This window comes from Streptomyces sp. NPDC012508, from assembly GCF_042902595.1.
In the GTDB taxonomy this organism is placed as follows: domain Bacteria; phylum Actinomycetota; class Actinomycetes; order Streptomycetales; family Streptomycetaceae; genus Streptomyces.
In genome coordinates, this window is the sequence record NZ_JBIBEO010000004.1 from 189,115 (window position 1) to 214,690 (window position 25,576).

23 protein-coding genes and 1 tRNA gene are annotated in these 25,576 nt (G+C 71.5%); 15 read left to right on the forward strand and 9 right to left on the reverse strand.

Annotated elements, in window-relative coordinates:
• Positions 1-3: 3 nt before the first annotated feature.
• The 3 genes from ACFY8U_RS15100 to ACFY8U_RS15110 form a co-directional block, all read right to left on the reverse strand.
• Positions 4-930: a bifunctional MaoC family dehydratase N-terminal/OB-fold nucleic acid binding domain-containing protein gene (locus ACFY8U_RS15100; RefSeq protein ID WP_389570043.1), complete on the reverse strand. Its 927-nt coding sequence runs from the start codon at positions 928-930 to the stop codon at positions 4-6.
• On the reverse strand, positions 927-2,093 hold the full coding sequence (locus ACFY8U_RS15105) for an acyl-CoA dehydrogenase family protein (RefSeq protein ID WP_389570047.1): 1,167 nt from the start codon (positions 2,091-2,093) through the stop codon (positions 927-929). Before ACFY8U_RS15105 ends, ACFY8U_RS15100 begins: the two co-directional genes overlap by 4 nt.
• Positions 2,094-2,310: 217 nt before the next feature.
• On the reverse strand, positions 2,311-2,619 hold the full coding sequence (locus tag ACFY8U_RS15110) for a hypothetical protein (RefSeq protein WP_389570050.1): 309 nt from the start codon (positions 2,617-2,619) through the stop codon (positions 2,311-2,313).
• A 342-nt stretch (positions 2,620-2,961) separates the two neighbouring features.
• Here ACFY8U_RS15110 and ACFY8U_RS15115 point away from each other — a divergent pair, with 342 nt between their 5' ends.
• Complete coding sequence (locus ACFY8U_RS15115) at positions 2,962-3,897, forward strand: bifunctional DNA primase/polymerase (RefSeq protein ID WP_389570053.1); 936 nt, start codon at positions 2,962-2,964, stop codon at positions 3,895-3,897.
• An 81-nt stretch (positions 3,898-3,978) separates the two neighbouring features.
• Here ACFY8U_RS15115 and ACFY8U_RS15120 read toward each other — a convergent pair.
• From ACFY8U_RS15120 to ACFY8U_RS15130, 3 genes are all read right to left on the reverse strand, one after another.
• Positions 3,979-4,063 (reverse strand) — tRNA-Ser (locus ACFY8U_RS15120).
• A gap of 75 nt (positions 4,064-4,138) precedes the next feature.
• Complete coding sequence (locus tag ACFY8U_RS15125; RefSeq protein WP_361435546.1) at positions 4,139-4,627, reverse strand: carboxymuconolactone decarboxylase family protein; 489 nt, start codon at positions 4,625-4,627, stop codon at positions 4,139-4,141.
• A 181-nt stretch (positions 4,628-4,808) separates the two neighbouring features.
• Positions 4,809-6,353: a S1C family serine protease gene (locus tag ACFY8U_RS15130; RefSeq protein WP_389570056.1), complete on the reverse strand. Its 1,545-nt coding sequence runs from the start codon at positions 6,351-6,353 to the stop codon at positions 4,809-4,811.
• Positions 6,354-6,530: 177 nt separating this feature from the next.
• Here ACFY8U_RS15130 and ACFY8U_RS15135 point away from each other — a divergent pair, with 177 nt between their 5' ends.
• From ACFY8U_RS15135 to ACFY8U_RS15145, 3 genes are all read left to right on the forward strand, one after another.
• Positions 6,531-7,364 (forward strand): glycerophosphodiester phosphodiesterase, encoded by an 834-nt coding sequence (locus ACFY8U_RS15135; RefSeq protein ID WP_361754551.1) that lies wholly within the window; start codon positions 6,531-6,533, stop codon positions 7,362-7,364.
• Positions 7,365-7,459: 95 nt separating this feature from the next.
• Positions 7,460-8,062, forward strand: a complete 603-nt coding sequence (locus ACFY8U_RS15140) for an ATP-binding protein (protein ID WP_389570060.1) — start codon at positions 7,460-7,462, stop codon at positions 8,060-8,062.
• A 320-nt stretch (positions 8,063-8,382) separates the two neighbouring features.
• Positions 8,383-9,351 (forward strand): DUF5926 family protein, encoded by a 969-nt coding sequence (locus ACFY8U_RS15145; protein WP_389570063.1) that lies wholly within the window; start codon positions 8,383-8,385, stop codon positions 9,349-9,351.
• Positions 9,352-9,572: 221 nt separating this feature from the next.
• Here ACFY8U_RS15145 and ACFY8U_RS15150 read toward each other — a convergent pair whose 3' ends face one another.
• Positions 9,573-10,187 carry a hypothetical protein gene (locus tag ACFY8U_RS15150; RefSeq protein WP_389570065.1) on the reverse strand — a complete coding sequence of 205 codons (615 nt, stop codon included), beginning with the start codon at positions 10,185-10,187 and terminating at the stop codon, positions 9,573-9,575.
• 403 nt (positions 10,188-10,590) lie between these two features.
• On the reverse strand, positions 10,591-11,271 hold the full coding sequence (locus ACFY8U_RS15155) for a bifunctional DNA primase/polymerase (protein ID WP_389570066.1): 681 nt from the start codon (positions 11,269-11,271) through the stop codon (positions 10,591-10,593).
• 380 nt (positions 11,272-11,651) lie between these two features.
• Between ACFY8U_RS15155 and ACFY8U_RS15160 the strand changes: the two genes are divergently transcribed.
• Entirely contained in the window at positions 11,652-13,271 is a 1,620-nt protein-coding gene (locus ACFY8U_RS15160; RefSeq protein WP_389570068.1) for a PP2C family protein-serine/threonine phosphatase, read from the forward strand.
• Between the two features lie 198 nt (positions 13,272-13,469).
• On the forward strand, positions 13,470-14,927 hold the full coding sequence (locus ACFY8U_RS15165) for an aminopeptidase P family protein (protein ID WP_389570070.1): 1,458 nt from the start codon (positions 13,470-13,472) through the stop codon (positions 14,925-14,927).
• 83 nt (positions 14,928-15,010) lie between these two features.
• Here the strand turns inward: ACFY8U_RS15165 and ACFY8U_RS15170 are convergent, their stop codons facing one another.
• Positions 15,011-15,457, reverse strand: a complete 447-nt coding sequence (locus tag ACFY8U_RS15170) for an ATP-binding protein (RefSeq protein WP_361600052.1) — start codon at positions 15,455-15,457, stop codon at positions 15,011-15,013.
• A 299-nt stretch (positions 15,458-15,756) separates the two neighbouring features.
• On the opposite strand from ACFY8U_RS15170, the gene ACFY8U_RS15175 reads away from it, so the two are divergent.
• The 9 genes from ACFY8U_RS15175 (at position 15,757) to ACFY8U_RS15215 (ending at position 25,516) form a co-directional block, all read left to right on the forward strand.
• Complete coding sequence (locus ACFY8U_RS15175; RefSeq protein ID WP_389570072.1) at positions 15,757-16,554, forward strand: hypothetical protein; 798 nt, start codon at positions 15,757-15,759, stop codon at positions 16,552-16,554.
• Positions 16,555-16,684: 130 nt separating this feature from the next.
• Complete coding sequence (locus tag ACFY8U_RS15180; protein ID WP_389570074.1) at positions 16,685-17,443, forward strand: YcnI family protein; 759 nt, start codon at positions 16,685-16,687, stop codon at positions 17,441-17,443.
• 95 nt (positions 17,444-17,538) lie between these two features.
• Complete coding sequence (locus ACFY8U_RS15185) at positions 17,539-18,204, forward strand: SCO family protein (RefSeq protein ID WP_389570913.1); 666 nt, start codon at positions 17,539-17,541, stop codon at positions 18,202-18,204.
• Positions 18,201-18,677 (forward strand): copper chaperone PCu(A)C, encoded by a 477-nt coding sequence (locus tag ACFY8U_RS15190; protein WP_389570076.1) that lies wholly within the window; start codon positions 18,201-18,203, stop codon positions 18,675-18,677. The genes ACFY8U_RS15185 and ACFY8U_RS15190 overlap by 4 nt, the downstream gene beginning before the upstream one ends.
• A 24-nt stretch (positions 18,678-18,701) precedes the next feature.
• A complete protein-coding gene (locus ACFY8U_RS15195) occupies positions 18,702-20,612 on the forward strand; it encodes a copper resistance protein CopC (protein ID WP_389570079.1) in 1,911 nt (636 codons plus the stop codon).
• 5 nt (positions 20,613-20,617) lie between these two features.
• Positions 20,618-21,898, forward strand: a complete 1,281-nt coding sequence (gene efeB, locus ACFY8U_RS15200) for an iron uptake transporter deferrochelatase/peroxidase subunit (protein WP_389570082.1) — start codon at positions 20,618-20,620, stop codon at positions 21,896-21,898.
• Between the two features lie 27 nt (positions 21,899-21,925).
• On the forward strand, positions 21,926-22,861 hold the full coding sequence (pheA, locus tag ACFY8U_RS15205; RefSeq protein ID WP_389570085.1) for a prephenate dehydratase: 936 nt from the start codon (positions 21,926-21,928) through the stop codon (positions 22,859-22,861).
• Between the two features lie 562 nt (positions 22,862-23,423).
• A complete protein-coding gene (gene serS / locus ACFY8U_RS15210; protein WP_361435506.1) occupies positions 23,424-24,713 on the forward strand; it encodes a serine--tRNA ligase in 1,290 nt (429 codons plus the stop codon).
• Complete coding sequence (locus tag ACFY8U_RS15215; RefSeq protein ID WP_389570087.1) at positions 24,710-25,516, forward strand: HAD family hydrolase; 807 nt, start codon at positions 24,710-24,712, stop codon at positions 25,514-25,516. Before serS ends, ACFY8U_RS15215 begins: the two co-directional genes overlap by 4 nt.
• The last annotated feature ends 60 nt before the right edge of the window (positions 25,517-25,576 follow it).

Below are 25,576 nucleotides of genomic sequence, written 5' to 3' on the forward strand. Positions count from 1 at the left end.
TCGTCAGCCCTCCCCGCCGTCCTGCGCCCGGAAGACGGGCAGCTCCAGCTCGTCGTCCACGCGGAGGAACTCCAGCCGGACCGGCATCCCGATCCGGACCTTGTCGTACGGCACCCCGACCACGTTGCTGACCATCCGTACGCCTTCGGCCAGTTCGATCAGACCGACCGCGTACGGAGGGTCGAAGGCCGGGAAGGGCGGGTGGTGCATCACCACGTACGAGAAGACGGTCCCCTCGCCGCTCGCCTCGACGGTGTCCCACTCCGGCGAGCCGCAGGCACCGCACCCGGGCAGCCAGGGGAAGCGGAGGGCCGCACAGCCCTCGCAGCGCTGGATGAGCAGCCGGTGCGCGGCGACGCCCTCCCAGAACCCGGCGTTGTCCCGGTTGGTCACCGGCCGGGGCCGCCTGGCCGCGGGCTCGCTGCCGCCCTCCGGCTTCGGTGCCGCCGGCGCGTACTTGAGGATGCGGAAGCGGTGGGTGCCCGCGAGCTCGCCGCCGGCTCGGATGTCCATCCGGGTCGTCACGAAGTGTCCCGTCCCGAGCCTGGTGGTCTTGCGCTCCGACACCGACTCGATCACGGCGTCGAAGGTGATCGCGTCGCCCGGGCGCAGCGGCCGCGGATACTCCTGCTCGCAGTCGGTGGCGACCACGGAGGTGAACCCCGCTTCGTCCAGGAGCGTGAGCAGCTCGTCGTACGCCCCGGACCGGTCGGTGTGGCCGGACAGGCCGCCCATCGTCCAGGCCTGGAGCATGGTGGGCGGCGCGACGGCGTCCGGCCCCCTGTACGCCGGGTCGGTGTCGCCCATCGCCTCGCACCAGTGCCTGATCATGGGCTCGTTGACCAGGTCCTTGCCTGCGCCCGCGGTGGCGGCGGGCTGCCCTTCGTACGCCTTCAGCCGCTCGTACAGGCCGTCCGGACCGTTCCTCATCGCCGCCCCCTCCCCTTCATGCCGAGTCGCATCGTCGCGACGATCTCGCGCTGCACCTCGCTCACCCCTCCCCCGAAGGTGTTGATCTGCGCGGCGCGGTTCATCCGCTCGAGCTCACCGCCGTCGAACTCCCCCGGCGACCCCGCTCGCACGAGACCCGCTCCGCCCGCGATCTCCTGACATATTCGGTACACCTCCACCGCCGATTCGGTTCCCGCGAACTTCACCCCGCTGGCATCCCCGGGGGCGAGCCGGCCGGCCCCCACATCGCCCACCAGACGCCAGTTGAGCAGGCGCGTTGCCGCGAGCCTGGCATGCGCCTCGGCGGCCCGGATCCGTATCCACGGCTCGTCAATGCGGCGCCGCCCCGTCACCGGATCGGGTGTGCGGGCCCGGCGGAGCGCCGCCTCGTAGAAGTCCTCGGCCTGCATTCCGATGGCGGCGAGGGCGACGCGTTCGTGGTTGAGCTGGTTGGTGATCAGCCCCCAGCCGCCGTTCTCCTCCCCGACGAGGTTCCCGGCGGGGACGCGGAGGGAGTCGTAGTACGTCGCGGTCGTCGTCAGCCCGCCGACCGTCTCGATCGGCGTCCACGAGAAGCCAGGGGCGTCGGTGGGGACCAGCACGATGGAGATGCCGCGGTGCTTGGGGGCCTCGGGGTCGGTGCGGCAGGCGAGCCAGATCCAGTCGGCGTTCTGGGCGTTCGAGGTGAAGATCTTCTGCCCGTCGATCAGCCAGGAGCCCCCGTCCCGTACGGCCTTGGTACGGAGCGAGGCCAGGTCGGTACCGGCCTCCGGCTCGCTGTACCCGATGGCGAAGACGGTCTCGCCGCGCAGGATCCGGGGGAGGAAGTACGCCTTCTGCTCCTCGGTCCCGTACTTCATCAGGGTCGGGCCGACGGTGTTGAGCGTGACCATCGAGACGGGGGCGCCCGCGCGGTAGGCCTCGTCGAAGAAGACGAACTGCTCGTCGGGGCCGCGGCCCTGTCCGCCGTACTCCGGCGGCCAGCCGAGCCCGAGCATCCCGTCGCCGCCGATGCGGCGCAGCAGGGCACGCTGGGCGGCGCTGTCGGTGGCGGGCGGAGGGCCGTCGGGCATCACATCGCGGAAGTACGCGCGGAGTTCGGCGCGCAGCCGCAGCTGCCGCTCGGTCGGGGCGAGGTGCACGGCGACGGCCTCCCGGGGGTACGACTAAGGTTTCTGACTGTCCGTCAGATACAGGAGTCGTGTCAAGGTCACGGACGGGGCGGGCGGCTCGGGCGTGCACCGTGAACGAACCCGCAAAAACGCGCAGCGGCCCGCGCGCCGGCGCCGAAGCGCCGCCGCACGGGCCGCTGTTCACCCCGCGGTCATTCCCCCCGTCGGGCCGGACCCCAGCTGTCGGCTAGAACCACCAGGGGTAGAAGTTGACCGTCGCGTTCGACTGGTCGATGGCGGTGAGCCCGGATCCGTTCACGCTCGCGGTGTTGTTCTGGTTGGAGGCACCGGACCCGGTGGCTACCTGCTGCGTGGTCGTCGAGTTGCCGAAGTTGTCGCCGCCCACGCCGCTGCCGATGATGGAGGCGACGCTCGTGTTCGATCCGTCGACCGCGAATCCGCCGTTGTCGGCCTGCGCGACGCCGCTGAAGAGAGCGGCGGCCAAGGGCAGCGCGGCGGCAGCGGCGAGAACGCGGGCGGTACGGATGCTTGCCATGTCTTTTCCTCCGTGAGCTGAGCTGAAGCTGTCGTGCCCGAAGCACTGAAGTACGGCTGGTTCCAAGGCAGTTGGCCGACCGCCTCGGTCGTTGTGCTCGACGTCGCGACTCCAGAGTTGCCCACGCAATCCCCGGCGAACCACCCCTCAGCAGCCGATTCCCCCTCAAGCGTGAGGACAAGTCGATAAACCCCCTCCCCGCACCCGAAGGCGCAGCTCAACGGGCCAGGGGCCGGATCACGCCGCCGTAGCCGCCCCACCGCAAGGGGGGAAGCGTTCCGGCAGATTTTCAGCCAATCCTCCCCTCTTTCTTTTTTCGAACGCATGTACGAAACTGACTCCATGGCCACCTCCGACCGGCGCTCCGCCACCCTGGCCCTGGCCCACGCCCTGTCTGCCGCAGAGCGCGGGCTCCCCGTCATCCCCCTGTCGCCCTCCAAGCTCCCCGCGCTGCGCTCGCCCCACCGGGACGACCCTCACCCGGTGGTCTGCCACGGCGAGTGCGGCCGCCCCGGGCACGGCGTGCACGACGCGACCACCGATCCCGCGGCCGTACGGGCACTCTTCGCCGCCGCGCCCTGGGCCACCGGCTACGGCATCGCCTGCGGGCGCCCGCCGCACCACCTCGTCGGCGTCGACCTCGACGTCCCCCACGGGGACGCCCCCGCGGACGCCACGGCCGAACTGCGCCACCTGGCGCTCCAGCACCTGTTCACGCTGCCGCCCACGGTCACCGTCCTCACCCCGAGCGGCGGCCGCCACCTGTGGCTGACCGGGCCACCGGACGTCGTCGTCCCCAATTCGGCGAGCCGCCTCGCCCCCGGCATCGACATCCGCGGCGCCGGCGGCTACCTGGTGGGACCGGGCTCGGTCTCCGCCAAGGGCGCGTACCGGCTCGCTCCGGGCAGCGAGCACCTCGACCCGGCACCCTGCCCGCGCGCCCTCCTGGACCTGATCGCGCCCCCCACGCCACCCCCGCGCCCCCACCACACCCCGCCGGGCCCCCGCCACGGCCTCGGCCTGATCCACTTCGTCCGCACCGCCCACGAGGGCCAGCGCAACACGCGCCTGTTCTGGGCGGCCTGCCGGGCGTACGAGAACGGCCTCGGCGACTCCCTCGCCGACGCCCTGACGTCGGCGGCGGTCCACACGGGCCTGACCGAGCACGAGGCCCGCACGACCATCCTCTCGGCGGCCCGCCTCACCCAGCACACGGAACCGACGGACCGACCGGGCGCGGGCGCCTCGCGGGGTGACACGGCCCGACGGCCCGGTTGAACCACCCGTGCCGCACGCACGACGAAGGGGCGCCCCGCGACCGGGGCGCCCCTTCTGGTCAGCACAGGTACCGACGTGCTGCGGTGGGTGTGGGATTTGAACCCACGGTGACTCGCGCCACGACGGTTTTCAAGACCGTTCCCTTAGGCCGCTCGGGCAACCCACCCATGCCCCGCCTCACCTGCTGCGGAGCGGCTACAGCCTACCGGGTGGGCGGATGTGGCGGGGATGGACGGGCTCGTCAGGACCACTGGGTCTCGGCCAGCGAGCTGACCGGCTGCGGCTTGCCGATGACGGCAATGGCGATGAAGAAGTTGATCTGGCCGATCGCGATGGTCAGAGTGGCCAGCGCCTTCTCGTCGTAGTGCTTCGCCACCTCGGCGTACAGCTCGTCCGTGACGCGCTCCCTGCCGTGCGGGGCGGGCTGGAGGGTGGCCTCCAGGAGAGCGAGGGCGGCGCGCTCGGCGTCGGTGAAGTACGGGGCGTCCTGCCAGGAGGCGACCGCGGTGATCCGCTCCTCGGAGACCCCGGCCTTGCGCAGGAAACCGGTGTTCAGGGTCGTCAGGTAGGTGTTGCCGACGATCTGGCCGCCCCGCAGGTGGATCAGGTTCATCGTGGTGCGCGGCACCGAGCGGTTGCCCGTGGCCCGGAACAGGGCGGCACCGATGTCGTTCAACTCGGGTACGAAATCGGCCGGGTTGGGCATCCGGGAGATGGTGGGGTTCGTCATGGCTGTGCTCCTTCGCTCCGGTCTGGCCTGCGTCTTCACAGCACTGACGGAGCGATGGGCACACATGTGACGGGAACGCGGAAGAAATTTTCCCGGGCCTCCGAGCGGGCCCGGCCCACGGCGGGCAAGCCGCCCCGCGCCGGGGCCCGTTCGGGGCGGCGCGGGGGGACGGCTCAGGCGGTCAGTTGTCGCCCGTGCGTTCGCCGAGGGTCACCGTGGTGGTGGCTTCCTTGCCGTCGCGCTCGTAGGTGATCTTGATCGAGTCGCCCGACTTGTGCGTCCAGATCTCGCTGATCAGCGTCGGGCCGCTGTCGATCTGGCGGTCGCCGAAGCCCGTGATCACGTCGCCCGGCTTCAGGCCGGCCTTCGCCGCCGGACCGTCCGCGATGACGGCCGGGGTGCCGCCCGCGCCCTCGTCGGCGATCGTGGCGCCCTCGCCCTGCTCCGTCATGTTCACCGTCGCGCCGATCACCGGGTAGACCGGCTTGCCCGTCTTGATCAGCTGCTCGGCCACGTTCTTGGCCTGGTTGACCGGGATGGCGAAGCCGAGGCCGATCGAGCCCGCCTGCGTCTGGCCGAAGCCGTTGCCGGTCGACTGGATCGCCGAGTTGATACCGATCACCGAGCCGTTCGCGTCCAGCAGCGGGCCGCCGGAGTTGCCCGGGTTGATCGAGGCGTCCGTCTGCAGGGCGCTCATGTACGAGTTGCTGCCGCCGGAGCCGTCGCCCGAGGCCACCGGGCGGTTCTTGGCGCTGATGATGCCCGTCGTCACCGTGTTCGACAGGCCGAAGGGCGCGCCGATCGCGATCGTCGAGTCGCCCACCGCCACCTTGTCGGAGTCGCCGAGCGGGAGAGGAGCCAGCCCGTCCGGCGCCTTCTTCAGCTTCAGGACGGCCACGTCGTAGCCCTCCGCGCGGCCCACGACCTCCGCGTCGTACGTCTTGCCGTTCGAGAAGGTCGCGGAGAGCGTGCCGCCCTCCGCCGCCGACGCCACCACGTGGTTGTTGGTGACGATGTGGCCTTCCTTGTCGTAGACGAAGCCGGTGCCCGTGCCGCCCTCTCCCTCGCTGTCCGTACCGCTGCCGCTGCCGCCGGACTTCGCCTGGATGGTCACGACGCTCGGCAGCGCCTTGCCCGCCACCGCCGCGACCGTGCCCGGGTCGCGCTTGAAGGCCGCCGGCGAGTCGCCCGCGGCGACCGTCGTCGAGCTGATCCCGTCGTCGCCGCGCTCGGCCGCCCAGTAACCGATGCCGCCGCCGACACCACCTGCCACCAGGGCGGCCACGAGGACGGCCGCGACGAGTCCGCCGGTCCGCTTCTTGCGCGGAGCCTCCGGGACGGGCGGTACGGGCGCACCCCAGGCCGGAACGGTCGGCGGAGGCGGGGGCCAGCCACCGGCCGCCGCCTCGGCCGGGACCTGAGCCGGGGCCGGGGCCGGGGCCGGGGCATGAGCATGGGCATGGGCATGGGGAGCGGGCTGAGCCTGAGTCTGGGGAGCGGTCGGGTCCTGATGCCCGGCCGGGGCGTGGGTCGGTGCCTCGGCCCGAGTGAGCGCCTCGGCCCGAGTGGGCGCCTGCGTTTCCGCCGCGGCTGGAGCGCCTGCCTGCGCCTGCTCGGGAGCGGCGGGAGGGGCGACCGGGGGCGTGGGAGGGGCGGGAGGGGCGGGAGGGGCGGACGGGGCACTCGGGTCCGCCGGAACCTCGGTGCCCTCGTTCTCGGTGCTCACAGCTCTCTCCTCGTTCACTGCACGGGTGGATGCCATCACTAGGGTGCTGCGAACAGCTTTTCCCACAGGCCGTCAGGCCACTGTAAGGCGGAGCTGTGCATCCGCACCCCTTTCTTTATATACGGACAGAACGGACGCGATCCGCTACGGCCGCCCCGCCAATGGCACCATGACGCGGTGACCCACGCACGGCAGCACCCCCGGCCGCACTCGAACCCCGCCCCCGTCCAGGTGGTCGCCCACCGCGGGGCCTCCGAAGACGCCCCGGAACACACCCTCGCCGCCTACGTGAAGGCCATCGAGGACGGCGCCGACGCCCTCGAGTGCGACGTCCGGCTCACCGCCGACGGCCACCTCGTCTGCGTCCACGACCGCCGCGTCAACCGCACCTCCAACGGTCGCGGCGCCGTCTCCGCCCTGGAGCTCGCCGACCTCGCCGCCCTGGACTTCGGCACCTGGAGAGGCCGCGAGGAAGCGGGCGAGAGCCCGGACTGGAAGGACTCCGGACTCACCTCCGTACTCACCCTGGAACGTCTCCTGGAGCTCGTCTCCGACGCCGGGCGCCGTATAGAGCTGGCCATCGAGACCAAGCACCCCACCCGCTGGGCGGGCCAGGTCGAGGAGCGGCTGCTCCACCTGCTCAAGCGCTTCGGCCTCGCGGAGCCGCCGGCGCCGGAGGACTCTCCCGTACGGGTCATGAGCTTCTCGGCGCGCTCGCTCCACCGGATCGCCACCGCCGCGCCGACACTCCCCACCGTCGCGCTGACGCAGTTCGTCACCCCCCGGCTGCGCGACGGACGGCTGCCCGCGGGCGCGCGGATCGCCGGACCGTCGATCCGGATCGTCCGCCACCACCCCGCCGTGATCCTGCGCCTCCAGAAGGCCGGGCACCAGGTCCATGTATGGACGGTGGACGAACCGGAGGACGTGGAGCTCTGCGAGCGGCTCGGCGTGGACGCGATCATCACCAACCGACCCAAGCAGGTGCTGTCCCAGTTGGGCCGCCTTTGATCCTGTTTCCCTCCCCATGCGTCCCCTTCTTCCCCACCCGTCACGGCTGTACAGGGAGTGCACCGGCGCGTTCGGTCCGTACTCGATCGTCACGAGTGCGTCACCGCACGCTCATGAGGCGGTTTCCGGTCCAGGCCATTGGGGCATCCACACCGTGGCGTGGGGCAAAGGAGGTCTCGGGGGTGGCGTTGGTGGTGGCACAGGAGGTGCCCACGTCGTCGAGCATGGCCGTTCCCCATGGCCCTGCGGGCGTGGGTGAAGCGAGACACCGTATGCGGGAGCAGTTGAGCCGCAGCGGGATGTCCGAATCGGTCGTCGACGATGCGGTACTGATCCTTTCCGAGCTGCTCAGCAATGCCTGCCGGCACGGCAGGCCGCTGGGGCGGGCGGAGGTGGGCGACGGGGACGTCCGTGCGGCATGGCGCGTCGATCCGTCGGGTGGCCTGACGGTCGAGGTGACGGACGGAGGTGGTCCGACCCGGCCCGTTCCGTCGACGCCCTCGGTCACCGCGCGCGGCGGCCGTGGGCTGAACATCATCAGTGCGCTGGCTCAGGACTGGGGCGTACGGGACAACGCGTCCGGCGAGGTGACGGTCTGGGTGGTCGTCACCGAAGGCCATCGCCGCGAGGACTTCGCCGCGCGGGTCGGCGGCGGCCAGGGCTTCGAGTTCCTGGACGCGTACGACGACCTGGACTGAGCCCGGGCCACGTCCCGAGCCACGTCCGGCACCCGCACCGTCCGGCACTGGCAACGTCCGGCACGGGGCTCCCGGTCCTACGTCCGGCACGGGGCTGCCGGTCTTACGTCCGGCACGGGGCTCCCGGTCCTACGTCCGGCACGGGGCTCCCGGTCTTACGTCCGGCACTGGCACCGTCCGACACGGGCCCGGCCCGGCCCGGTGATCGTGTCCGCCTGAGTCCCTCGGCGCTTCCGTACGGCTAGGCTCGCCCGACACAGAGCCGTGCACCGAGCGCGGCCTGCACCACACGCACTGCCGCTATCGGGAGAAGCCACACCATGGCCAAGAAGCGCCCCCAGACGAAGGCCGTCAAGGCACAGGTCACGAACGGGGAGATCCCGGTCGTCGGTGCGCGCGAGCCGTGCCCCTGCGGCTCGGGCCGCCGCTACAAGGCGTGTCACGGCCGGGCCGCCGCGCACGCCGTGACCGAGCTCGTCCAGCGCCCCTTCGAGGGGCTGCCCGGCGAGTGCGACTGGGTCGCGCTGCGCGAACTGGTGCCTGCCGCCACCGTTCCGCTCACCCTCAAGGACGGGCTGCCCGAGGGCGTGCCGTCCGTGACGCTCGCGACCGTACTGCCCATGGCGTGGCCCGCCCTGCGCCGCGACGACGGCTCCGTCCTCCTCGCCCTGCAGAACGACTCCTCCTCCGGCGACCTCGCCCGCGATCTCGCCGACACCCTCCTGCGCGCCCTGGAGGCGGAGCCGGGTACTCCGGTCTCCGGCCGTCGCGTCCCGGCCGAGGGCCCGCGCCTTCAGGATCTGCTCGACCCGAACGGCGATTTCACGCCGGTCGTGCACGCGGGCTTCGAATTCTGGATTCCGGAGACCTCGGACAACTCCAACCCGGAGGTCGGCGCCTCCCTGGAGCGCGCCAACGCCGCCGCGATCCCCACGGTCAAGCTGACCGGCGTGGACTCGTCGTACTGGTGCGAGACCCCGGAGAAGAACCACCTGCGCTGGGTCATGCCGCACCCCGAGGAGAAGCTCCTCGACGCCCTCGCCCGCCTGCACGCCGCCGGTACGTCCTCCCTCGGCGACGACACCCGTCTCGTCGGCTCCTTCCGGGCCCACGGCCTGATGGTCCCGGTCTGGGACCTGCCGACCTCGATGCGCGCCGAGGACTGCGAGAAGCCGGCCGTCGAGTTCGCCGAGCGCCTCGCCGCGGCGCTGGCCACCGACACTCCGCTCACCCCGGAGGAGCGCCGCGCCCGTGGCGGTCTCACCAACCGCCAGGTCACTCTGAGCTGACCCCCGTGGTGCGCGTGGTGATGGTGGGGACTGACAGACCGACCAGTCGGTGACATCCGCCACAACTCCTCGTGCGGCCAGGTAAATCCCTGTCCGAATAACCGAGATCGAATTTGCGAACAGCAGATCTCTTGTTACCGTTCTAGAAGCCCGGTCGCTGGTGCATCCCCCGTCGCCAGCGATCGGGTCTTCTCATGCCCGGACGGATCCCGTCCCGAGGCTCAACTGCCGCCCGGCGCGGCCATGTTGCTCCCCGCTCGCAGCAGCAGCGGCGTACTGCCGCCCTCTCCCGAACCTGCGAATTCCGCCACGGCCGAATATGCCGAAGCGGCGCCCCGCGAGCGCTCCCGCGGCGTCTCACAGGCCCCCGGTTCGTCCCGCGCCGGAACCGAGCAACGCACTTGTACGGTCCGCCCCGCGGGCCCCATAAGAGTGAGTACGGAGTCGAGCTGCTGGCCGCCGGCGTTGCGGTAGTACGTCCGCGCCCAGGTGTCGGGGCCATCGGTCAGCACGCACGTCTGCGCCTCGATCCCGTCGGGGGAGGTGAGGTCCGGACCGCAGTGCGAGGCGCGGCCGGGAAGGTCCGCCGGGGCCTGCGCGGCGGCGGAGGAGGAGCGCTCGGTCGCGGGGGCCGGCGGGGCCTCGGGGGCGCCGAGATCGAGCCCCGGCAGCAGCCCCCCGTCGGCCCGTCGCCCGGCGTCCTGCGCGTGGTCCTCGGCGCGCGGCTTGGCGTCGGCGTCCGGACCCGGACCGCCGGCCTGGCCGGCGAGGGCCACCAGCGGCAGCAGCGTGGCACACACCACGACGGCCCCGAGCCCGATCATGCGGAGATTCATGGGACCACCTGCCCGGCTGGCTACGACGTGAGAACGGCAAGAACGGCAAGAGCCGCGTGCGCTACGTGATCAACGTGAACGGTGCGCCGAAGATATCGGCGGATCGGCGGCGTACAGCGCGGCGCGCGCCCATTTCCCGTACAAGTCGGGCAGCCTCACACCCGTACGGGTGAGGCCGCGCCGCGAACACCGCCCGTTCGAGCCCCGTCGACTCGTCGACGTGTCGAACCGTCGAGGCGTCGAACCGTCGAGGCGCCGTTCCTCGTCGCGCCGTCGACGCGTCTACGCGCCGAGCCCCGTCGCCCCGTCGACCCGTCGCCGCGCCGGGCGTCGCGTCCGGCCACCTGCCGCCTCCGGTCGTTCCGCCGCGCGCCGCTCCGGCCCGTCCGTCCGTCCCCGCCCGTCAGTACGCGAGCCTGCTGCCGCCGCCGGGCGCGCCCGTGCTCGCCTCGACCAGCGCGTCCACGACCGCCTCCACGTCCGGCAGCCAGGGCCGGGCCGAGCCCTCCAGCGGCGCACGCTCCCAGCGCACCTGCCCCGTCCCCGCGACCGACGGCGGCAGCAGCAGATAGCCGCCCTCACCGTGGAACCGCAGCGAGCTGGGCACGCTGTCCTTCGCGTAGAGGAGCTCGCCGAGCTGTTCCAGGCCGTACGGAGCGACAAGCAGCGACCAGCGCGTGGGCGTCGCCACCACCGGCCCCAGCCGCATGCCCATCGCGTCGAGGGCGACAAGGGCGCGCGCCCCGGCGACGGCCGGCAGGCTCACCGCGCACGGCGCGGTGCCTCCGGTGGCCAGGACCACCGGGGCGTCCGGGCGCCGCCCCCACCACCAGCGGATCATGCGCTCGTCGGTGGTGGCCGCGAGCAGTCCGGGGTCGAAGGGATGCGCGCCGGGGACGACACACCCCGGGTCGGGGCAGGCGCAGCCGGCCCCTCTGGACGTACGGGTCGTCGCCTTCAGCCCCACACCGGGCAGCACGGGCCATTCCCACTCGGTGGCGCAGACGAGCGCCGCGTCGAGCTGAACGGTCCTTTCCCTGCGCCGGAACCGGAACCTGCGTCGCCTTCCGAGGATCTCGCGCATGAGCGCTCGTTCCTTTCCGTTGAACGCCGAATCCACATCACACCATGTGCAGATCACTTCACTGTGCGTATCAGCGCGTACAAGGTCGGCGGTTCACCGCCCCGTGGTGGGGCGGGAGGGGCCGAGCTGAGGCTCGTCGTCCACTCGAGGGGGCGCGGCCTGCGGCGGTGAGGACGCCCAGGCACCCTGCCAGGTTCCGGGGCGGTTCCAACTGCCCCTGGCCATCACCGATTACGTACCCGTCACGGTCAAATCAACGCGCTTTCAAACGACGCCAGTCGACCGCAAAAGGTGCGCCGAGGGGGCAATTTTCGGCCAACTTGGCCTGCACTTCAACCCTTCTGCCAAACCCCACGGACACCACAAGTCCCGTGGGGACAATGCTGGACATCGCTCCTCTTGTGCGTGTACATGTGGATGCATTGCTAGCGGCGCAGATTGACATGGGGGTTTGCGATGCTATTGAGCGAAACGCACCAGTCGGAAAGCCGGCCGACATGAGCGCCCCACACCTGCCGAAAGTGGCTGGAATCGATTCCACGGTTCCCTCGCCCGCGCACACTACCGCGCCCGTTCCGCCCGTACACCCGTCCGCGACAGCCCTCCCGGCGATCCCCGGCGCGATGATCCAGGACCGGCTGGCCGGCTGGGTCTCCGACCTCACCACCCTCCACGAACTCACCGAACGCCTGATCAAGACCGGTTCGCTCGACGAGGCACTGCGCGAGGTGCTGCGCGCCGGAGCCGCCCTCGTCGGCGCCCGCCGCGGCATGGCCGTCCTCGAACCAGGCGACGGCCTCGGCCCAACCTCCACCATCGGCCTCGGCCTGGCCCACGCCGACCTCGGCACCATCGAGACCGTGCCGCGCAGCGCCACCTCGTACGGCCGCATCCTCGACGGCCTCCCCGAACCGGACCACGAGCCGGCCGCCGCCCGGGCCGCCCCCGATCCCACCGGCGCCCACGGCTTCCCCGATCCGCTCGCCGCGCCCCCTTCGATCGCGACCCCCCACCCGATCACCGTTCCCGAACCGATCGCCGTCCCCGACCTGCTCGGGGAGGCCGAGCTCGACCCGCGCCACCGCGAGGTCGCCGCCCGGCTCGGCTACGCCGCCAGCTACGCGCTCCCCCTCGCCACCGAGGCGGCGGGCAGGCTCGGCGCCGTCGTCTGGCTCTACGACGAACCCGCCGAGCCCGCGGAACGCCAGCGCCACCTCGTCGGCCTCTACAGCCGCCACGCCACCGAACACCTCGCCCGCCTCCTGGAGCTGGAGCGGGCCCGCGTCCAGGTCGCCACCATCGCCGAGGAGTTGCTGCCCAGCCGCCTCCCCCGGGTCCCCGGCGTCCAGCTCGCCGCCCGCCACCACACCGGCCCCCAGGGCGGCGGCGACTGGTACGACGCGCTGCCGCTGCCCGAGGGCGCCCTCGGTCTCGCCGTCGGCTCCGTCTCCGGGACCGGGCCCAGCGCGCTCGCAGCGATGGGCCGGCTGCGCGCCTCCCTGCGGGCGTACGCGGTCATGGAGGGCGAGGACCCCGTCGCCGTCCTCTCCGACCTGGAGCTCCTGCTCAGGATCACCGAGCCCGCCCGCTCGGCCACCGCGCTCTTCGCCTACTCCGAGCCGAAGCAGCGCAAGCTCGTCCTCGCAGGAGCCGGACACACCCCGCCGCTGATCATCGGCGACCACCGCACCGAGTTCGTCGAGACCTCGCTGTCGGCACCGCTCGGGATGCTCGCCTGCTGGGAGGCACCGAGCATCGAGATCGCTCCCGCCCCCGGAGAAACGGTGCTGCTCTACACCGACGGGCTGCTCCGCAGGACCGGCGACCCCATGGACCGGGCCTTCGCACGGCTGCACGCGGCCGCCGCGAGCGTCCCGAAGGCGGACCGTAAGGACCCCGGAGCCATCGCCGACCACGTCCTGCGAACGCTGCTGCCCGAGGGCCTCGGCCACGCCGTCGACGGAGAGGACGTCGTCCTGCTCGCGGCCCGCTTCGAATGAGCCCCGCCTTCGACTACGCCACCACGCGCCTCGCGTGAGCCACGCTGCGCGTGAGCCGTGCTGCGCGTGAGCCGTGCTGCGCGTGAGCCGCGCGTAGAGCGGAGGTGACTCAGCGGTAATGGGTCTTACGGCCCTGGGCCCCCTTCCGTACGACCGTACGATGGAGGGGGTTCAGTGTCGTACCAAAAGGAGACCCCCGTGGCAGACGAGCTCACCCCGGAAACCCCGGACGAGACCGAAGAGCCGATCAAGCAGCGCAAGAACGGCCTGTACCAGGGCGTGTCCGACGAGCTCGCCGAGAACATGAAGTCCGGCTGGGCCGACACCGAGCTGCGCGGCCTGGAGCCGATCGCCCAGGCGCAGCACACCGCCGACCGCCGCGCCGCGCTCTCCGCGCGCTTCCCCGGCGAGCGCCTCGTCATCCCCGCCGGCAACCTGAAGACGCGCTCGAACGACACCGAGTACAGCTTCCGCGCGTCGACCGAGTACGCCTACCTCACCGGCGACCAGACGCAGGACGGCGTCCTCGTCCTGGAGCCCACGAAGAGCGGCCACAAGGCGACGATCTACCTGCTGCCGCGCTCCGACCGCGAGAACGGCGAGTTCTGGCTCGACGGCCAGGGCGAGCTGTGGGTCGGCCGCCGGCACTCCCTGACCGAGGCCGAGCAGCTCCTCGGCATCCCGGCCAAGGACGTCCGCGAGCTGACCGCCGCGCTCAAGGAGGCCACCGGCCCGGTCCGCGCCGTCCGCGGCCACGACGCCGGCATCGAGGCCGCGCTGACCGACAAGGTCACCGCCGAGCGCGACGAGGAGCTGCGCGTCTTCCTCTCCGAGGCCCGCCTCGTCAAGGACGAGTTCGAGATCGCCGAGCTCCAGAAGGCCTGCGACTCCACCGCCCGCGGCTTCGAGGACGTCGTCAAGGTCCTCGACAAGGCCGAGGCCACCAGCGAGCGCTACATCGAAGGAACCTTCTTCCTGCGCGCCCGCGTCGAGGGCAACGACGTCGGCTACGGCTCCATCTGCGCCGCCGGCCCGCACGCCACCACCCTCCACTGGGTACGCAACGACGGCGCGGTCCGCTCGGGCGAGCTGCTGCTCCTCGACGCCGGCGTGGAGACCACCGAGCTCTACACCGCCGACGTGACCCGCACCCTGCCGATCAACGGCCGCTACACCGAGATCCAGCGCAAGATCTACGACGCCGTGTACGAGGCGCAGGAGGCGGGCATCGCCGCGGTGAAGCCCGGCGCCGCCTACCGCGACTTCCACGACGCCGCCCAGCGTGTGCTCACCGAGAAGCTCGTCGAGTGGGGCCTGGTCGAGGGGCCGGTCGACCGTGTCCTGGAGCTGGGCCTCCAGCGCCGCTGGACCCTGCACGGCACCGGCCACATGCTCGGCATGGACGTCCACGACTGCGCCGCCGCGCGCACCGAGGCGTACGTCGACACCACCCTCGAGCCGGGCATGTGCCTGACCGTCGAGCCGGGGCTCTACTTCCAGGCCGACGACCTGAGCGTGCCGGAGGAGTACCGGGGCATCGGCGTCCGGATCGAGGACGACATCCTGGTCACGGAGGACGGCAACCGGAACCTCTCCGCCTCGCTGCCGCGCCAGGCCGACGAGGTCGAGGCGTGGATGGCCGGCCTCAAGGGCTGACGGGCCGATCCGACACCGCGTACGAGAGTGGGCCCCTGCCGACCGTCACGGCCGGCCGGGGCCTTTTCGTACACGGCGTCAGGTCACGTCAGCGCGAGCGGGGCGTCCGTACGCCACTTCACGATCTTGTCGAAGCTGACCAGTGCCCCGCCCCGGCCCGTACGCCCGAAGTGGACATGGTCCGCCAGCTCCTCGATGAGCCGCAGACCCCGCCCGTTCTCGGCATCGGCGCCGGCGGAGGGCACCGGGCACCCGGCCGCCGAGAAACCCGGCCCCGAGTCCGCCACCTCGATATGGCAGGTCTCGCCGTCCAGATACGCAGTGACCCGGTACTCCTCCGAGGCCGGGCCGGAGCCGGAGTCCCCGCCGTGCTCCACCGCGTTGGCGCACGCCTCGGTCAGGGCGACCGACAGTTCGTAGGACACGTCGGGGTCGACCCCCGCCGTCTCCATCGTGCCGAGCAGCAGCCGCCGGGCGAGCGGAACGCTCGCGGCTTCGCGCCTCAGATGGAGGGACCACCAGATGCTCATGCTTCAGCCTCCTGGCTGCGGCTCGACATGCTGCGGCGCGACATACCGTTACCTATTGCCGCCCTGCGTGGTCCGTAAGCCCCTCGGCACCACTAGAGCCCTCGTTCGGCGGATGTGTACACGCCGTGCGCCGGTGTATGCCGGTCCCGGCGCCCCGCCCCCGACCTGCCCGGCGCACCTTCCGGCGCCCCATCCGGCGCCCCCCAACGCCCCGCCCGAAGTCGGCCCGAAGGCACCAAAGGTGATCTTCCGGACCTGCCTCATGCTGGGCATGGGCCTGGTGCGATGATGGGCCCGCCATGTCTGCCCCCGCGCTCGCGCCACGCCTGCTGAGGGCCGCGGTGTTCACCGCGGTCTGCGTCGTGCTGTCCGGGCTCGGCCACGCCCTCGCCGCATGCGCGGGCATCGCCCTGTGGACACTGGCCGCCGGCTTCCTCGCGATCTTCGGCGTCACCGTCCTCTTCGCCGGACGGGAACGCTCGCTGCCCGTCATCGTCACCGCTCTGGCCGGCGGACAGCTCGGACTGCACGTCCTGTTCGGGCTCGGGCAGCGGCCGCTCTCGGCCGGCTCCCTCGGTCCGGTCACCGACGACGCGCTGATCCGGATGGCCGCCAAGATCGTCTGCGGCGGCGGGGCCGCGTCCCTGAGCGCCGCCGACGCCACACGGATCATCAGCGACGCCGGCCTCGACCCGGCCGACGCCGCCGCGCACACGGCCCACGCCACCCACCTCGCGGCCGGAACCGCCTCCGGCGCCGAGGTCCTGCCCAACCTGCCGATGGTGCTGGGCCACCTCCTGGCCGCACTCGCCACCGGCTGGCTCCTGCGCCGCGGCGACCTCGCCCTCGGCCGGCTCGTCCGGCTCTCCACCCACGGGGCGACCGAACTCGCCGAAGGCGCCCTCGTCCGCTCCCTGCGCGCCGCGCTGACTCTCGTACGGGCCCTGCTCGCCGGCCTCCCCGGCCTTCCGGCCGCCGGGCCGCGCCGCCCCGCCCGTACCGCGGACCACACCTCGCCGCCCACCGGCGCCGAGGCACTCCAGCACACGGTCGTCCGGCGCGGCCCTCCGGCCGCCGACTGCGCCCTCGCGGCCTGACCGACGCGGACCGCTCACCAAGAGCGGGTCCCGCGGCCCTTCGTACGCCCGTACCAACCGGATCACACCCTTCCGGTCCTCGGCGTGCCGGAACCCCGACCCTTCTCATGAGCTGGAGTGTCCTGAAGTCATGAACGTTTCCCGTATCGCCCTCACCGGTGGCATCGCCCTCTCCTCCGTCGTGCTGCTCTCCGGCACCGCCTTCGCGCATGTCGGCGTCCAGCCGCAGGGTGAGGCCGCCAAGGGCGGCTACGCGACGGTCAACGTCAAGGTCCCCAACGAGCGCGACAACGCCTCCACCATCAAGGTCGAGGTCAACTTCCCGGCCGACCACCCCCTCGCCTCCGTGATGCCGCAGCCCGTCCCCGGCTGGAAGTCCGAGGTCACCAAGTCCAAGCTCGCCAAGCCGCTCGAGCTGCACGGCAAGACCATCAACGAGGCCGTCACCAAGGTCACCTGGACCGCGGACGGCTCGAAGATCGGCCCCGGCCAGTTCCAGCAGTTCCCGCTCTCCCTCGGCCAGCTGCCGGAGAACACCGACCAGCTCGTCGTCAAGGCCATCCAGACGTACGACAACGACGAGGTCGTCCGCTGGATCGAGGAGGCCAAGGACGGGGGCGAGGAGCCCCAGTACCCCGCGCCCGTGCTGAAGCTCTCCGCGGCGAGCGACGACCACCACGGCGGCGGCGCCAAGACGGACGAGAAGGCCGGTCACGACGACAAGGCCAAGGACGAAGCCAAGGGCGACAAGGCCCACACCGAGAGCGCCGCCCACGCGGACTCCGCCGGCAGCGACACCACCGCCCGCATCCTCGGTGTCGTCGGCATCCTCGTCGGTGTCGCGGGCGTCGCCTTCGGCCTGCTCGCCGGCCGCCGCCGCTCGGCCTGAACCGAGAGAACAACGAGAGAACGAGTTCCATGTCCGTCCAGAAGACGAACGACCCCAGCACCGACGCGCGGACCCGGCCCAGCCGCCGCGCCCCCCTGATCGCCGCCGCCGTCGCGGTCGTCGCCGCCCTCGCGGTGACGGCCGCGGTCGGCCTCGGCGGCGGAGACGACAAGGCCACCGGATCCGGAAACGGAACGGTCGCCGCGATCTCCGGCGGCAGCGACGGCACCAAGGCGGCGACCGTTCTCGACCGCCCCTTCACCAAGCCCGACCTCGTCCTCACGGACACGAAGGGCCAGAAGTTCGACCTCCGCGCGCAGACCAAGGGCAAGCCGACGCTGATCTACTTCGGCTACACGCACTGCCCCGACGTCTGCCCGCTGACGATGAGCAACATCGCCATCGCCAAGAAGCAGCTCCCCAAGGCCGACCAGGACAAGCTCCAGGTCGTCTTCGTCACCACCGACCCCGAGCGGGACACCTCGGCCGAACTCGGCAAGTGGCTCCCCGCCGCCGGCGACGCGTCCTTCATCGGCCTCACCGGCGACTTCACCACGATCCAGGCGGGCGCCCGCCAGATCGGCATCGGCATCGACCCGCCGAAGAAGGAGAAGGACGGCACGGTCGTCTCCATGCACGGAGCGCAGGTGATCGCCTTCTCGCCCACGACCGACCAGGGCTACGTCCTGTACGGCGAGGACACGAGGGTCGAGGACTACGCCAAGGACCTGCCGAAGCTCATCAAGGGGGAGAACCCGTGAACCGCCGCACCACCACCCTGATCGCCGCCGTCGCCCTCACCTCCGGGCTGGCGCTGACCGGGTGCTCGACCGACAGTTCAGCCGGAGCCGCCGGCGCCACCGGCACGCCCGAACTGAAGGTCAGCGGCGCGTTCATGCCGCAGCCCGTGATGGACATGGCCGGCGGCTTCCTGACCATCAAGAACGACAGCGCCACCGCGGACAAGCTGACCTCCGTCACGAGCCCGATCTCGGACGACGTCCAGATCCACGAGACGAAGAACCAGAAGATGCAGCAGGTGAAGTCCTTCGACATCCCTGCCAACGGTGAGCTGAAGCTCGAACGCGGTGGCAGCCACATCATGTTCATGGCCCTGAAGCAGAAGCCGAAGCAAGGCGACATGGTCAGCATCGAGCTGCACTTCGAGAAGTCCGGCCCCATCAAGGTCGACCTTCCCGTCGAGGCCGCCACCCACAACCCGAAGCAGCACTGAGCTACTTGAGGGACTGACACACACATGCCCACCACCACCGCCCCGCGCCTCGGAACCGCCCTGGCGCGGCTGCTGCTCGTCGCGGCCACGCTCTTCGGCGCCCTGCTCGCCGGCGCAGCCCCCGCGTCCGCGCATGCCGCGCTCACCGGCAGCGACCCGCAGGACGGGGCGGTGGTCGCCACCGCCCCCAAGGACGTCAACCTCACCTTCTCCGAACAGGTCGCCATGAGCGACGACTCGATCCGGGTGCTCGACCCGGCGGGCAACCGCGTGGACACCGCCGAGATACGCGACCTGTGCAGCGGCTCGATCGTCAGGTACGGGGTCGGCCTCCGCACCGGCCTGCCCGAGGGCACGTACACCGTCGCCTGGCAGACCGTCTCCGCCGACAGCCACCCCATCGCGGGCGCCTTCACCTTCTCCATCGGCGCCCCCTCCCAGACCACCGTCGCCCTCCCCGACCAGGAGGTCGGCGGCGGACTCGTCGGTGCGCTCTACGGCATCGCCCGCTACCTCTCGTACGCCGGCTTCGTCGTCCTCGTCGGCGGCGGCGCCTTCGTCCTCGCCTGCTGGCCGCGCGGCGCGAGCGTCCGGCCCCTCCAGCGGCTCGTCGTGCGGGGCTGGCTCACCCTGACCGCGGCCACCCTGGCCATGCTGCTGCTCCGCAACCCGTACACCGGCTCCGGCGAACTCGCCGACGCCTTCGACCTCGGCGGACTCGGCTCCGTCCTGGAGACGAAGACGGGCGCCGCGCTCATCTCCCGGCTGCTGCTGCTCGGCGCCGCCGCGCTCTTCGTCGCCGTGCTCTTCGGGACGTACACCAAGCGGACCGACGAGAAGGAGAAGAAGGACCTCACCTTCGGGCTCGCGATCGGCGGCACCGTGGTCGCCGCCGGTATCGCCGGCACCTGGGCCCTCGCCGAGCACGCCTCCACCGGCATCCAGCCGGGGATCGCGATGCCCGTCGACCTGCTGCACCTGCTCGCCGTCGCGGCCTGGCTCGGCGGACTGACCGCCCTGCTCGTCGCCCTCTACCGGGCGCCCGGCATCGAGCGGACGGCAGTGGAACGCTTCTCGAAGCTCGCCTTCGGTTCGGTCGTGGTCCTCGCGGCCACCGGGCTCTACCAGTCCTGGCGGCAGGTCGGCTCCTGGTCCGCCCTGACCGGCACGTCCTACGGACAGCTGCTCCTGGTCAAGATCGGGCTCGTGGCCGTCCTGGTCGGCATCGCCTGGATATCCCGCCGCTGGACCCAGCGCCTCGGCGAACCGACGGTGTCCGACGCACCCGCCGAAGAGGAAACGGCCGCCCAGGAAACGGCCGCCCGGGACGAGAACGACCGGGACGAGGTCCTCGACCCCGAGCGGGCCGCGCAGCTCGCCCGGCAGCGGGCCGCCGTCGCCCTCGCCCGCACGAAGCGGGACCGGGACGCAGACCCCGAGCGCACCGGCCTGCGCCGCTCCGTCCTGACCGAAGCCGTGGTCGCCGTCGTCCTGCTCGCCGTGACGACCGTCCTGACGTCGACCGAGCCCGGCCGCACGGAGGAGGAGGCGGGTCGCTCACAGTCCGCCTCCGGATCGACCGCTGTGCCCGAGCGGCCCGTCGACATCCGGCTGCCCTTCGACACCGGAGGCGCCGCGGGCAAGGGGACCGTACGGCTCAGCCTCGACCCCGGCCGGACCGGCGCCAACGTGCTCCACCTCTTCGTCGACGACCCCGACGGCCGCCCGCTGGACCTGCCCGAGATCAAGGTCGCCTTCACCCTGAAGGCGAAGGACGTCGGGCCGCTGCCCGTCGTCCCCGAGCGGATCCAGACCGGACACTGGAGCGCCAACGGCGTACAGATCCCGATGGCCGGCGACTGGCAGATCCAGGTGACCGTCCGCACCTCCGACATCGACCAGACCACCATCGACAAGAACGTGAAGATCGGCTGACCGACGTGAGCAACGACGACAACCTTGAGATCTCCCGGCGGCGGCTTCTGGGCACGGTCGGCGCGGCGGGCGCAGCCGGCCTCGCCCTCGGCGCGGCCGGCGGCACCGGGGTCTACGCGGCGGTCGCCGACTCCGGCTCCTCGGCCTCCTCCGCCGCCGAAGGAAAGGCACTGGCGACCGTCGGCTCGACCGAGGCGATGTTTCACGGGAAACATCAAGCGGGGATCACCACTCCGCTTCAGGCGCGCGGCCATCTGGTCGCCTTCGACCTCGCGCCCGGGGCCGGCCGCAAGGAGGCGGCCGCGCTGCTGCGGCGATGGTCGGCCACGGCAAAGGCGCTGATGGCGGGCAAGCCGTCGACCGACGACACCGGTGTCGCCCTGGACGCCGGACCCTCCTCCCTGACGGTCACCTTCGGATTCGGCCACTCGTTCTTCGGCCGTACGGGACTCACCGCCCGCCGCCCCACGCAGCTCGACGCGCTGCCCGCCTTCTCCGCCGACGCCCTCGACCCCAAGAGGTCCGAGGGCGACCTCTGGGTGCAGATCGGCGCCGACGACGCACTGGTCGCCTTCCACGCACTGCGCGCCCTGCAGAAGGACGCCGGATCGGCCGCCGGTGTCCGCTGGCAGATGAACGGCTTCAACCGGTCGGCGGGCGCCACGGCCAGGCCGATGACCGCCCGCAATCTCATGGGCCAGGTGGACGGAACCGGCAACCCGAAGCCGTCCGACCCCGACTTCGACCAGCGGATCTTCGTCCCCGCCGGGGGCAGCACCGGCGCCTCCGGGGCTCAGGAGTGGATGGCCGGAGGCTCGTACGCCGTCGTCCGCCGGATCCGCATGCTGCTCGACGACTGGGAGAAGCTCTCCCTCGACAAGCAGGAGAAGGTCATCGGACGCCGCAAGTCCGACGGCGCCCCGCTCACCGGAGGAACCGAGACCACCGAACTCGACCTCGACAAGACCGGGCCCGACGGCAAGCTCGTCATCCCGGACAACGCCCACTCCCGGATCTCCGCCCCCGAACAGAACGGCGGAGCCGCCATGCTCCGCCGCCCCTTCTCCTTCCACGACGGCATCGCGCCGGACGGCACCCCCGACGCCGGGCTCCTCTTCATCTGCTGGCAGGCCGACCCGCTCAGGGGCTTCGTGCCCGTCCAGCGCAAGCTCGACCGGGGCGACGCGCTCTCCCCGTTCGTCCGGCACGAGGCGAGCGGTCTCTTCGCCGTGCCGGGTGGGGCGGCGGAGGGTGAGTACGTGGGCCAGCGGCTTCTGGAGTCCTGAAAGCCCGGCGCCTATTAGGGTGACCGTATGTCAGCCACCCGGTATACGTATCTCGGCCCCGAAGGCACCTTCACGGAGGCCGCGCTCCGTACGCTGCCCGAGGCCGCGACCCGGGAACTCGTCCCGATGGTCTCCGTACCGGCCGCGCTGGACGCCGTACGCAACGGAGAGGCCGCCGCCGCTCTCGTGCCGATCGAGAACTCGGTGGAGGGCGGCGTCACCGCGACGCTGGACGAGCTTGCCTCCGGCGAACCGCTGATGATCTACCGCGAGGTCCTCCTGCCCATCGCCTTCGCGCTGCTGGTCCGGCCGGGCACCAAGCTGTCCGAGATCAAGACGGTCACCGGTCACCCCGTGGCGCAGCCGCAGGTACGGAACTGGCTGCGCGGCCACCTGCCCGACGCCCTGTGGGAGTCGGCGGCCTCGAACGCGGACGGGGCCCGGCTGGTGCAGGAGGGCCGGTTCGACGCGGCCTTCGCCGGCGAGTTCGCGGCGGCGACCTATGGGCTGGAGGCCCTGGTCACCGAGATCCACGACGCGGAGAACGCCGAGACCCGTTTCGTCCTGGTGGGCCGCCCGGCCAGGCCCTCGGCGCGGACGGGCGCGGACAAGACGTCGCTGGTGCTGTGGCTGGGTGATGACCATCCGGGTGCCCTCCTCGAGCTGCTTCAGGAATTCGCGGTGCGCGGGGTCAACCTGATGCTGATCCAGTCCCGTCCGACGGGCGCGGGGATCGGCAACTACTGCTTCGCCGTGGACGCCGAGGGCCATGTCTCGGACCGGCGCGTGGGCGAGGCGCTCATGGGTCTGAAGCGGATCTGCCCGAAGGTGCGGTTCCTCGGTTCGTACCCGCGGGCGGGCGTCGCGGTCGAGGACGTACGGGCGCTGCGGCGCGGGACGTCGGACGCGGAGTTCATGGCGGCCTCCGATTGGCTGTCGAGGGCCCAGGACGGTCGGGCCTGACCTGATAGTGACCCACCGCCTCCTTCGCCGGGGGCGGTCGTCCACAGGTGTGAACCACTAGTCCTACCTGCATATTTTCCGTCCACACCCATAGTTATCCACAGGCAGCTCTCCCGGCCTGGGGACAAGTCGATATGGCTGAGGAGCGAGGTCGACAAATCGCCCCAGTCGGCTTCCCGTCACCCACAGGGCGCAGCTCACCTCACGTCACCCCCATTCCGTTGATCAACTCTTTAGAGCGAGTGAGATCAGGGAATTCCCACCCGGAAGAGTGCGCCGGGGTGGTTTGATCATGATTGCGCCCAGGATTTCGTTCACCATCCACAGAAGTTCCGCACAGCCTGTGGAAAACTTTCCAGGGCAGGCCTCCACTGTGGAGAAGTCCGCGCGCCCACAGGGCGGTTCGGTCAAGCCGCGCGCCCCGGTCCGCCCCTTTTCGGGGGCTCCTGGCCGTTAATTGACGAATAGGGAGAGCATTTCCCAATACCGGCAATTCGGGCAAAGCGACACGCACGGCTATATCGGGTGGGGTGGCACGAGCGCGCACCGGTAGCCTGGTGGGGTGATTGACCTTCGCCTGCTCCGTGAGGACCCCGACCGTGTTCGCGCCTCCCAGCGCGCCCGTGGAGAGGACGTCGAACTCGTCGACGCCCTGCTCTCCGCCGATGAGCGGCGCAGGTCGTCCGGCGTCCGCTTCGACGAGCTCCGATCCGAGCAGAAGGCGCTCGGCAAGCTGATCCCCAAGGCCTCCCCCGAGGAGCGCGCCGAGCTCCTGCAGAAGGCGGAGCAGCTCAAGACCGACGTCAAGGCCGCCGAGGCCGAGCAGAACGAGGCCGACGAGACGGCCCGTACGCTCCTGCTCCAGCTCGGGAACATCGTCCACGCGGACGTGCCCGTCGGCGGCGAGGAGGACTTCGTCGTCCTCGAGACGCACGGCACGATCCGCGACTTCGCGGCCGAGGGCTTCGAGCCCAAGGACCACCTGGAGCTGGGCGAGGCGCTGGGCGCCATCGACGTCGAGCGGGGCGCCAAGGTCTCCGGCTCGCGCTTCTACTACCTGACGGGTGTCGGCGCCCTGCTGGAGCTGGCCCTCGTCAACGCGGCGATCGCGCAGGCGACCGAGGCCGGGTTCATCCCGATGCTGACGCCGGCGCTGGTCCGCCCGCGCGCCATGGAGGGCACCGGCTTCCTCGGCCAGGCCGCGGAGAACGTGTACCACCTGGAGAAGGACGACTTCTATCTCGTCGGTACGTCCGAGGTGCCGCTCGCCGCGTACCACATGGACGAGATCATCGACGCGGACAAGCTCCCGCTGCGCTACGCCGGCTTCTCGCCGTGCTTCCGCCGCGAGGCCGGCACGTACGGCAAGGACACCCGGGGCATCTTCCGGGTCCACCAGTTCGACAAGGTCGAGATGTTCTCGTACGTCGCTCCGGAGGACGCCGAGAACGAGCACAAGCGGCTCCTGGAGTGGGAGAAGCAGTGGCTGACCAGCCTTGAGCTGCCCTTCCAGGTCATCGACGTGGCCACCGGCGACCTGGGCTCCTCCGCCTCGCGCAAGTTCGACTGCGAGGCCTGGATCCCGACCCAGGGCAAGTACCGCGAGCTGACCTCCGCGTCGAACTGCGACGGCTTCCAGGCGCGCCGCCTGTCCGTGCGGATGCGCGACGAGCGGGGCGGCAAGAAGGTCGTCCAGCCGCTGGCGACGCTGAACGGCACCCTGTGCGCCGTACCGCGCACGATCGTGGCGATCCTGGAGAACCACCAGCTCCCGGACGGTTCGGTGCGGGTGCCCGAGGTCCTCCGGCCGTACCTGGGTGGCCGCGAGGTCCTGGAGCCGATCTCCAAGTGAGCTCCTTCCCGTACAAGCTCGTCGCGACGGACCTCGACGGCACGCTGCTGCGCGCCGACGAGTCGGTCTCGGAACGTACGCGTGACGCTCTCGCCGCCGTGGTGGCGGCGGGGGCGGCGCACATCGTCGTCACCGGCCGGTCCGTCCCCTGGACACGGCACATCCTCGACGACCTCGGATACGAGGGACTCGCGGTGTGCGGTCAGGGCGCGCAGGTCTACCACGCGGGCGAGCACCGGCTGCTGACCTCGGTCACCCTGGACCGGCAGCTGGCCGGTCTGGCGCTGTCGAAGATCGAGGCCGAGGTCGGGCCGCTGGCCCTGGCGGCGAGCCGGGACGGTCTGGACGGCGCTGTGCTGATCAGCCACGACTACCGGGTTCAGGAGGGGCCGCTGCCGTTCGTCCCCTTCACGGACCCGGCGGAGCTGTGGTCCGCCCCGCTGAACAAGCTCTACATCCAGCACCCCACGCTGTCGGACGACGAGCTGGCGGGCGCCGCCCGGCACACGGTCGGCAGCCTGGTGGACGTGGTGATGGCCGGCCCGGGGATCGTGGAGATCCTCCCGCTGGGCCTGAGCAAGGCCACCGGCCTCTCGCTCGCGGCCCGCAGGCTCGGTGTGAAGGCGGCGGAGACGATCGCCTTCGGCGACATGCCCAACGACATCCCGATGTTCGGCTGGGCGGCGCGGGGCGTGGCGATGGAGAACGCGCACGAAACCCTGAAGGCGGTCGCGGACGAGGTCACGACCTCGAACGAGGACGACGGCATCGCGGTGGTGCTGGAGCGCCTGCTCGCGGCGTAGGCGCACGGCCCGTACCCGTACGGGCCTCACCGATTCGTACGACCCCGGGCCTCGGCGGCC

Coding starts and splice junctions, on each gene's coding strand:
- ACFY8U_RS15195 (WP_389570079.1), top strand. CDS start 18,702: ATGCCCACCACCACCGCCCCGCGCCTCGGAACCGCCCTGGCGCGGCTG.
- ACFY8U_RS15155 (WP_389570066.1), bottom strand. CDS start 11,271: ATGCGCGAGATCCTCGGAAGGCGACGCAGGTTCCGGTTCCGGCGCAGG.
- ACFY8U_RS15175 (WP_389570072.1), top strand. CDS start 15,757: ATGTCTGCCCCCGCGCTCGCGCCACGCCTGCTGAGGGCCGCGGTGTTC.
- ACFY8U_RS15180 (WP_389570074.1), top strand. CDS start 16,685: ATGAACGTTTCCCGTATCGCCCTCACCGGTGGCATCGCCCTCTCCTCC.
- ACFY8U_RS15145 (WP_389570063.1), top strand. CDS start 8,383: ATGGCCAAGAAGCGCCCCCAGACGAAGGCCGTCAAGGCACAGGTCACG.
- ACFY8U_RS15110 (WP_389570050.1), bottom strand. CDS start 2,619: ATGGCAAGCATCCGTACCGCCCGCGTTCTCGCCGCTGCCGCCGCGCTG.
- ACFY8U_RS15100 (WP_389570043.1), bottom strand. CDS start 930: ATGAGGAACGGTCCGGACGGCCTGTACGAGCGGCTGAAGGCGTACGAA.
- ACFY8U_RS15160 (WP_389570068.1), top strand. CDS start 11,652: ATGCTGGACATCGCTCCTCTTGTGCGTGTACATGTGGATGCATTGCTA.
- ACFY8U_RS15170 (WP_361600052.1), bottom strand. CDS start 15,457: ATGAGCATCTGGTGGTCCCTCCATCTGAGGCGCGAAGCCGCGAGCGTT.
- ACFY8U_RS15150 (WP_389570065.1), bottom strand. CDS start 10,187: ATGAATCTCCGCATGATCGGGCTCGGGGCCGTCGTGGTGTGTGCCACG.
- ACFY8U_RS15125 (WP_361435546.1), bottom strand. CDS start 4,627: ATGACGAACCCCACCATCTCCCGGATGCCCAACCCGGCCGATTTCGTA.
- pheA (WP_389570085.1), top strand. CDS start 21,926: ATGTCAGCCACCCGGTATACGTATCTCGGCCCCGAAGGCACCTTCACG.
- ACFY8U_RS15115 (WP_389570053.1), top strand. CDS start 2,962: ATGGCCACCTCCGACCGGCGCTCCGCCACCCTGGCCCTGGCCCACGCC.